The sequence below is a fragment of the Photorhabdus sp. CRCIA-P01 genome, assembly GCF_003545805.1.
Classification (GTDB): Bacteria; Pseudomonadota; Gammaproteobacteria; order Enterobacterales; family Enterobacteriaceae; genus Photorhabdus; species Photorhabdus antumapuensis.
In genome coordinates this window covers 45,222-53,835 of the sequence record NZ_NMQR01000031.1, presented here as the reverse complement: position 1 = coordinate 53,835, position 8,614 = coordinate 45,222, and the positions used below count along the sequence as shown (strand labels likewise).

Below are 8,614 nucleotides of genomic sequence, written 5' to 3'. Positions count from 1 at the left end.
ACGCTGTTTAATGCTTATGGCCCGACAGAAATCACCGTCTGTGCAACCTGTTGGCGTTGCCCGCCAGACTATACTGATATGTTGATCCCTATCGGGCGCCCGACAGCGAATACCCGTATTTATCTCCTGGATAATCACGGCCAGCCGGTGCCGTTTGGGGCCGTGGGGGAATTGTACATGGGTGGCGCGGGTGTCGCGCGTGGCTATCTCAACCGCCCGGATTTGACGGCTGAACGGTTCCTTATCGATCCGTTCAGTGATGAACCGGATGCTCGCATGTACCGCACCGGGGATTTGGCTCGTTATCTGCCGGATGGCAATCTGGTGTTCGTTGGTCGTAATGATCAACAGATTAAAATCCGGGGTTTCCGCATTGAGCCGGGTGAAATCGAAGCACGGCTGACGGAGTACCCTGATGTGCGTGAGGCGATTGTATTGGCGCTGGGCGAGGGTCAGGATAAACGTTTGGTGGCTTATGTGGCGGCGCCAGCGGATAACGGATTGGCAAACCAATTACATCGTCATTTAAGAGCTTTGTTGCCTGATTATATGGTGCCGGCAGCCTTCGTGCGTCTGGATGCCTTTCCGTTGACCCCGAATGGTAAGCGGGATCACCGGGCCTTGCCGGTGCCCGATCAATACGCTTTTGCCCGTCAGATCTATGAAGCGCCACAAGGGGAACCTGAGATCGCTCTGGCGGCTATCTGGCGTGAGTTACTGGGGGTTGAGCGAATTGGCCGGCATGACAATTTCTTCACCTTGGGTGGACACTCGCTGCTCGCCATGCGGATGATCAATCTGGCTGCGGAACGGGGATTAATTTGCTCGTTGAATAATCTGTTCCAATTTCCGGTGCTAGCGGAGCTAGTGGCGGAGATCACCTCGGATTCACGATCTCAGTGGCAAAGCAGCGCCATCCCGGTGCGGCCGGATGGCACCGAGCCGCCGCTATTCTTCGCACCGTGCGGCATGGATGACTATTCCTATGTTTTCGGGCTGGCTCGGCATATTCAGGCGGATTACCCGATTTATGCTCTACCTTGGCCGTCTATCAATGAGGAGCTGGCGTCAACCATTGAAGCGTTGGCGGACAGAATGATCACCTTTATGAAGGTCGTGCGACCGGAAGGTCCGTATCGAATATACGGCTACTCTTCTGGCGGTATATTGGCTTATGCTATTGCCCAGCAATTGCTGAATGCTGGAGAGACAGTTGATTTCTTGGGGCTAATTGATACACCGGTTCCTCACTGTTTCAAGACACGAGCTGATCAACCTAAAATTCAGTTCCTTGCGGAATTGACAAGGCAGTCAGTGGATAAGCATCCTCAAGAGATTGCCGTATTGCATCAGAAAATGGACGAACTGAATTTAGTGCAACTTATCGCAGTTGCGCAGGAACTGAGATTATACCCATCAAATCTGCATCCTGACTTGATTGCCAAACGTTGGGTACATATGGGAAATTATGTCCAAATGGTCAAGGATTATCAGCCGAAGGTCCTTGCGATAACACTGCACCAATTCTATGCGATGGAGCCTTATCCTCAGATCCCGTTTATCACGGATATTGCGTCACAGATGTTAACAATGGAACCGTCGTTAGGTTGGGAGCAAATAGTTCCCGACGCTTCGCTACAGTTAACCTCGGTTCCGGGGGATCATTTTAGCCTGATGGAAGACAGTGAAAATAAAACTGTTTTGGCTAAGACCTTAAGCATGGCGTTGGCAATGAATTGTGAGGCGGAGGCGCTGTAATGTCAGTGATATTACGAGATAAAAAGTTCTAATTAAAAATAGAAACATCCGGTCAAATGTTTTTATAATAGCCGGATAATCTTGCTGAATATAGGCACCGAATGTTAATCACTTCGGTGCCTGATGAATTTGATACCAGCACGCAGGATATTGCGCTGTTGCGTAGATGGGAAAAAACCGGGTATCAGAGGGGATGTAGGCTGACCGCACCCTGAATTTGCAAACCTTCCTGACTCGGATGGGGGAATAATACATGCTATTGGGGATAAATAGGGAAATAGCGTAACCGTTACCTATTTTCGTTAACAGAATAGCTGTCCATAAAAATATCACTACAGATATTCCGAATGGTATGTTTGGCTATATTGGTGAGAAACCTAATTATACTTTTCTAAGTGAGGTGGGGATATTGCCATGCGGTTTTTGGGATGTTGTTGAGTATTTTATTATTCGCATATCATGAATGAAAATTATTCTTTTTTATTGTGATTTGGTGAATGAGGTTTAAAAAGGCATGATGAGATTGAAATGAATATAATCTATATGAATAAAATGAAAATAGGCGTTGTTATCATAGGGAGATGATTATAACAGCGTATTCAGGGTGTCTTCATTTTATGGCAATCAATGCAAGTTTATTTTTGTCAATCAATGTTATGTTGTTGTAATGGAGTTTAAATATTCTGTTTGACATGCTGTTATATCGGTGACGATAAGGCTTTTGCATAAAAAATCGTATTTTTTTGAAAAAAAGAGTTGATTTTTATAGGCACCCATTAAGAGGATAGGAAAATTAGGAAATCATTTGTCCGGTTGGTGTATTGAGAAAATATGAATGGTTTGTGTAAATATCTTCTATCTGATTAACCGCTGAGGTGGTTATTTTCCGGTATGACGATAATGACATGCTGAGATCTTATTATGCCCTGTGGCAGTGATATTTCCCTGCCTCTTATTATCCCGTTTTAACCTAAGAAGGAAAAGAGAATGAAAACTGAAATATTAGCCAATATGCAGACGCGTTGTGTCGGGCATTATCTGATTGATATTCCTTTGGTATTTGAAAACATCGTCAACAATGAAATATTTATTGGTGATGCAAAAATAGACACCAAGCGGATGCCTTTGTCCGCATTTGAACAGCGGATAGAGATGAGAGAACAAAAATTAAGGACGACTAAGACTGCCGATACGAAAGATCTGCCCTTTTTAAAGAAGGCTTATCATCTCCAGGGAAACTTATATGGTGTGATTTTTGATAGAAATCATAGTGTCAGTGAACCCGGCTTTCCCCGAGTATTAGAAGCCCATTTATATGATAATGGGGTTGCTTTTATTATAGAAATGAAGTTTACAGAAATATCAGATGATAAATACAGTTATTCAAGAAACCTTTATATAAAATCTGGATTGAATCAAAGCCAATATAAAATTCTTTCTCAAACTCTGGACAAAATGCAAAGGCTCATTGCCAGAATCAGTGGCAGAAAGGATACCGATATTCCGACAGAAGCAGGAATCTGTATCCCTGACGGTTTTATTGCCAGTCATGATAATGATAATGAGAATATGATGTTTGTCTATCAGGGAAATCAGGATGACCATTTCACATTCAGTATTGGAATCGTTAATGACTTTAAAGGGGAAGGCGCTTTACTTGAACGTATTAGTGAGATTGAAAGGGATTGGTTCGTTAACTATGGCAGGATAATAAGAAAGAGGGAAAGAGAGATAAATGGGATTCATGGGGAGGAGCTATTAGCAGTAGGTATGCAATCTCTTGACAATAATCCGCGTTATCAATTTGATTTTATTGCAAATGATATGGTGTTGGATAATAAAAAAGTCTGTGTTGTTATTATGTTAATGAATTACCAGTTACCTGCAACGCCCTATACTGAAGATGAATTGATCGCGTTTTGGGATGCAATAACGAAAACTTTTCGTAGAAGACCGGATGCTTTCGAACAACGATAAAGTGAGAGGGATAGTGTTTTAAGTAATTAATTGGAGGTCCCATGTGTTATGAACCGCGTTTGAAGCGAGTTGATATCACGTTATTGCCGGAGCTTGCACCGGGGCATCTGCGTTATGATATCAACTCTGACTTAAAGGTGTGGAGCTGGTGCGTTTCAGCACTGAGTTTGTACCGGAAGGGAATGTGTTGATCCGCCATTTACGCCAGCAAGGGTATATTAGCGGTAGCCTTATTAATAAGGCCACCGTTATTTCTTCTGGTGCGTCCAGATTGAATATTATTGTCAGGAGCAAAAGGGTTTAATAATAAAATTGCTATGACAATAAGAATTTTTCTGGTACATAATGGTGAAAATTATTCGCTAAACAGTATTCTTCCAGTTGTTGGCTGGAATGAATACCTATCTTGCTATATATCTGGACCATATAGGTTTCAACGGTACGATAAGTGATGTTTAATTTCTGCCCAATTTGTTGTCTGGTATATTTTTGTAAAAAGAAAAAAATGATATCCCATTCACGTGGCGTAAAAATATCGCTAGGTGGTTGGAGTATAATCGATGCTGGTAGTTTTTTATAATATTGATGTAGACTGGCTAATGAGTAGTTTTTGGCTTGCCATGCATGAAGAAAGATGCCGGTACATTCGTTTTCATCATTATAGAGTGGATATTTTTCCGAAAAATAAGATGATGGAAGTTTATTTTTCCCATATGTATGTGTTTCAAGTGAACATATTCTTTTTTCTTGTTTTATAACACTTTTATCGTGAATAACGAACTCTTTTGTAAATTCAGCCCCGTTCCAAGGGAGTTCACTATCATATTTCCCTTCATACTCAAACAAATCTGGGAGGTCTTGGATTTGTCTAAATGCCAGATTACCAAAAATCCAACACGAATTTTTATCCTTGATTCCCCAAGGTTCATTACTTTGCTGCAAAGTGTTAATGACTTGAGATGATATCGTATGGTTCTTCATGAAAACTCCTTGATAATTTGAGAGTCAAAGAAAAACTTTGCTTTTAAGTTCCTTAAATCTCTTTGGGATATAGCGGTCAAATTTATTTTCTTCATAAAAATTTATAACTCTATATGTTGTGATAGACTGAATTTTTGCTTAAGAAGCAGGGTTGGTATATACCCGTTATCTTTCAAGTTGCCTCTTTGTTGGCTGCACTCACTCACCCCGGTCACATCGTTATCTATGCTCCCGGGGATTCGCTCCCTTGCCGTCGCGATCCATCTTGAAATCCATTGGGTATAGGTAAATATTAATTTTTGGCTTTTTGCTCCTCAAAAATAATAAGTTTTCTTCATATGTAAATTAGTTTTTTGGTGATGTTATTTTCCCTGTTTTTTTATGTCTAAAGAAATTGATTTTATATAAAAATATAGGGTTTTGTTAGTCAAAAAATGTATTTTTAGTTGATTGGTTTGATGTTTCCCATATGTGTGGTTCAGGTAATCATGATTTTTTCAGTGGAATTACCGTAAATGAAATATGAAGAACTATCTTTTTTTCCTCACGGTTGATGACTTATTTCCATTATGTTAATGATTTGAGGTGGTATTGCATAGTTCTTCTTCATAAACACTTCGTTGTAATTTAGGGTTTAAAGAAACATTCTGCTTTCTTGATTCACAAATCTTTCTGGTACATAGAGATCATAATCATTCGTGCGGCAATATTCTTCCAATTGTTTGCTAGAATGAATACTACATCTTTTATATATTCGTGAGATATGGGTTTCAACAGTACGATAGGAGATATTTAACATCCTACCGATTTGCTTGCTGGTATACTTATGTAACATAAGGAAAATAACATCCCATTCACGTTGAGTAAATAAGTCAGTCGGTGGTTGGAATAATATAGATGCTGGGAGTTTTCCGTGAAATAGACGAGTGAATGAGAAATCTTCGACTTTCCATGCATGTAAAAGGATGCCGATACATTCGTTTTCGTCATTATAGAGTGGATATTTTTCTTGGAAATAAGATGAAAGAAATTTATCTTTACCGAACATATGTGTTTCAAGTGAACATACTCTTATGTGTTTCTCCATTACATTTTCATCGTGAATAACAAATTCTTTTGCAAATTCAGCTCCATTCCAAGGAAGTTCATTGTCATACAGCCCTTCAAATTCAAATGAATTTGAAAAATTCTTAAGAGATTTTAATGCCAGGTTACCATAAATAAAGCATGAGTTTTTATCCTTTATTCCCCAAGGCTCATTACTTTGCTGCATAGTGTTAATGACTTGAAGTGAAATATCTAATTTGTTGATTTTGTTCATAATGAAATCCTATTGTACAATTAATTGTTAGTAATTTAAATTTATAACTCCTTACTACCAATCGTAAGAAATCTTTCAGGAATATAAAGATGGTAGTTATTCTTCTTACAGAAATCTGCTAATTCTATCTGTGGTGGTAAATTAAATTTCTGGTAAATTGACTGAATATGATTAACAACATCTTCTGTGCTCATCATTAGTTCTTTACCGATGCTCTCTTCATCCTGTGAACGCAGGGTTAGAAAAAGCACTTCCCACTCGGTTTGCGTCAATATGTTATTAGGCGGTATAAATTCCAGGGTTGATGGTGATGTTCTCTCATAATAGTAAGCAACAGAAAAATCTTGAGCTTTATACATATGAAAGAAGATCCCAGTGCAATCATTATTCTCGTCAAAAAGGGGAAATTTATCACAAATATAAGTTTGTTTAACGTCATTTTCTCCAAACTGATGGGTTTCCAGTGAAGTGACGCGTTGCATAGTTTGAATGGTTTTTTGATCTTGACGGTGGAATTCTTCTACATATTCAGCAATAGGTGAGGGTAATTCACCCATGGAAAGCCTTATAATATCGAAATCTTCAGGAAGGTTGAGCAGTTGATAAAAAGCAGGGTTAGCATAAATAAATCTTGACTGGTTATCTCTGGCCCCCCAGGGTTCATTGCTTTTATCCCACATCAGGGTTAATTGTGGCGTAATAAGACTAGGGGTGTTTCTTATATTTGACATAGTGATTCCTAAATTTCTATTTAAATCATTATCTGAATGGTTGCTTTGTCGATTATGTCTTAAGTGGACAGCTATATAATAGGATATAATGCTTTTCTCGTCAAAAAGCGTATATTTATTAATTGATTTTTTACTATTTAATAATGAAACTTTAAACATTAAATAATATAACTATATATACTATTTTAGGTGAGTGTTATTTTAGTGATTTATTGAAAGAATGGTTGGAGACTGTTGCTGTGCTCGCTGCCGTGACTAATATCGGGCATTTCTTAACTGGAAAACATCTATCATTAATGGTAAAAATAGGTGCAGATTATACCCGAAATTATCAGCATCCTCTCTATTATCAATGGGTAAATAATTATTTATCCTAATGCTTAACAGCTGTTATGTTAAACTGTTTTATTTACTTTCATGTGTAATAAAGGGTAAATATGAACATTGCTACGAAAAAAATAGTTTTTGAATACATTTTTGATGTGGCTTGAAGATTAAACTAAGCAGATTACGCCTGTTGTGTTACGTATATGTTGTTGGCTTTACGTACTGTTTGTGTTTACTACCCTTTTAAAAGAGTAGCTTGCAATAGTGACTTTCATTGGCATTAAGTAGTAAATACTTAATGAACGACACTAACATAAACTTGGTTTTTTTATTTGAATTTAATTTTTGCTTAATGCTATCCGTTACTTCACATATATAGCACGCAGGTTTAATTGGGAGTGAAAATATCAGCAAAGATGAGCTTGATATGACAAAAGGCACGGAGGATATGCAGTATTTGAGACTGTATTAATGGGTACGGTAATGTTAATGGAGCTAGGGCTGCTTACCACTGCTAGTGTAACGAGGAACGCTCTTGTTATGCCTTTTAGGACCTGGAGGATGTTAACAGTGGATAGAACGGTAGAAACGCAACCGTGGTTGTTGAACTTAGGGTTCAATATCGCTACCATCGATCAAAGGTATATTTATCAATTTGATAACTGTATCGTCCTTTTTAAATGATTAGCGGGGGTGATATGAGGAGGCTATATACCAACAAGATTGGTAAATCCTGAAAAGGTTAATGAAGTTTTCGCTCATCTGAATGAAAGCTCGGATAATCATACCCTCTATACTGCGTTGATGAATGGAGTTGATATTACTGACCAGATAAAAGGGTTGTCACTTTCGCCAGGTTATCGCATGGTTAGGGTTGATGGTCGATTTGGTAGTCGTATCAGTCAATCCCACTTCGAGCTAGCGTTGGTTAACGATGTGTCTAAAGAGGTCGCCTATTATAATCGAGTGGTTATACAGCCAGATGTGGTATTAAATTGTCGTCCAGTAACACAAATTCTTGTTTGGCGTATCAGGACGCCTCAACACCGCGCTGTTCTACGTCATCTGAGCGCGATATCTAAATTGAAGACGATAATATGAGCCAATTAATCTAATCCCGCTATTAATTTAACTCATTATAGTTAGTAATGTTGTATTTATTGGTCGTATTTATGTAGATAAGAATAATGGAAGTGAAATGTTATTTTTGACTATCTTATTTGCATTGTTAACATCAATGTGGGGATATGGGGCAATATGTGGTGGGTAAACAGACTTTCTTATATATTAATGTTGATTTTGAGTTTTTGCTCTATATTATTTTATTCTTCTAACAGTGTTTTTATATATAAGCTCATTGTGTCTCTGAGCTTAGGTTTTTATTTCACTATATATATTTTTAATCTTTGTGAATAAATTTCTTGTTGATGGGGGTGTATGTTTAAAAAATTCGAACAACTATATCTGATATCAGTTATAAAAAATTATCATTATTTCATTGATTAGAAAATAAATAATC

At 38.2% G+C, this 8,614-nt stretch carries 5 protein-coding genes and 2 pseudogenes; 4 read left to right on the top strand and 3 right to left on the bottom strand.

Annotated features, from left to right (window positions below; translation table 11 throughout):
• From D3222_RS16970 to D3222_RS16960, 3 genes and pseudogenes are all read left to right on the top strand, one after another.
• Positions 1 to 1,758, top strand: a 1,758-nt coding sequence (locus tag D3222_RS16970) for a thioesterase domain-containing protein (protein ID WP_157975346.1), incomplete at its 5' end; no start/stop codon positions are given.
• 987 nt (positions 1,759 to 2,745) lie between these two features.
• Positions 2,746 to 3,735: a T6SS immunity protein Tli4 family protein gene (locus D3222_RS16965; protein ID WP_118987210.1), complete on the top strand. Its 990-nt coding sequence runs from the start codon at positions 2,746 to 2,748 to the stop codon at positions 3,733 to 3,735.
• Between the two features lie 47 nt (positions 3,736 to 3,782).
• Positions 3,783 to 3,955, top strand: a pseudogene (locus tag D3222_RS16960) (type VI secretion system baseplate subunit TssE); the annotation flags it as partial.
• A gap of 95 nt (positions 3,956 to 4,050) precedes the next feature.
• Here the strand turns inward: D3222_RS16960 and D3222_RS16955 are convergent.
• The 3 genes from D3222_RS16955 to D3222_RS16945 form a co-directional block, all read right to left on the bottom strand.
• Positions 4,051 to 4,716, bottom strand: coding sequence for a LuxR C-terminal-related transcriptional regulator (locus tag D3222_RS16955; protein WP_118987209.1), 666 nt, complete (start codon positions 4,714 to 4,716; stop codon positions 4,051 to 4,053).
• Positions 4,717 to 5,350: 634 nt separating this feature from the next.
• Positions 5,351 to 6,037: a helix-turn-helix transcriptional regulator gene (locus tag D3222_RS16950; RefSeq protein WP_118987208.1), complete on the bottom strand. Its 687-nt coding sequence runs from the start codon at positions 6,035 to 6,037 to the stop codon at positions 5,351 to 5,353.
• A gap of 41 nt (positions 6,038 to 6,078) precedes the next feature.
• The gene (locus D3222_RS16945) at positions 6,079 to 6,768 is read right to left on the bottom strand and encodes a helix-turn-helix transcriptional regulator (RefSeq protein ID WP_118987207.1); all 690 of its coding nucleotides are present in this window, start codon (positions 6,766 to 6,768) and stop codon (positions 6,079 to 6,081) included.
• Positions 6,769 to 7,806: 1,038 nt separating this feature from the next.
• Here D3222_RS16945 and D3222_RS16935 point away from each other — a divergent pair.
• Positions 7,807 to 8,166: pseudogene (locus tag D3222_RS16935) on the top strand (hypothetical protein); the annotation flags it as partial.
• Positions 8,167 to 8,614: the final 448 nt, after the last annotated feature.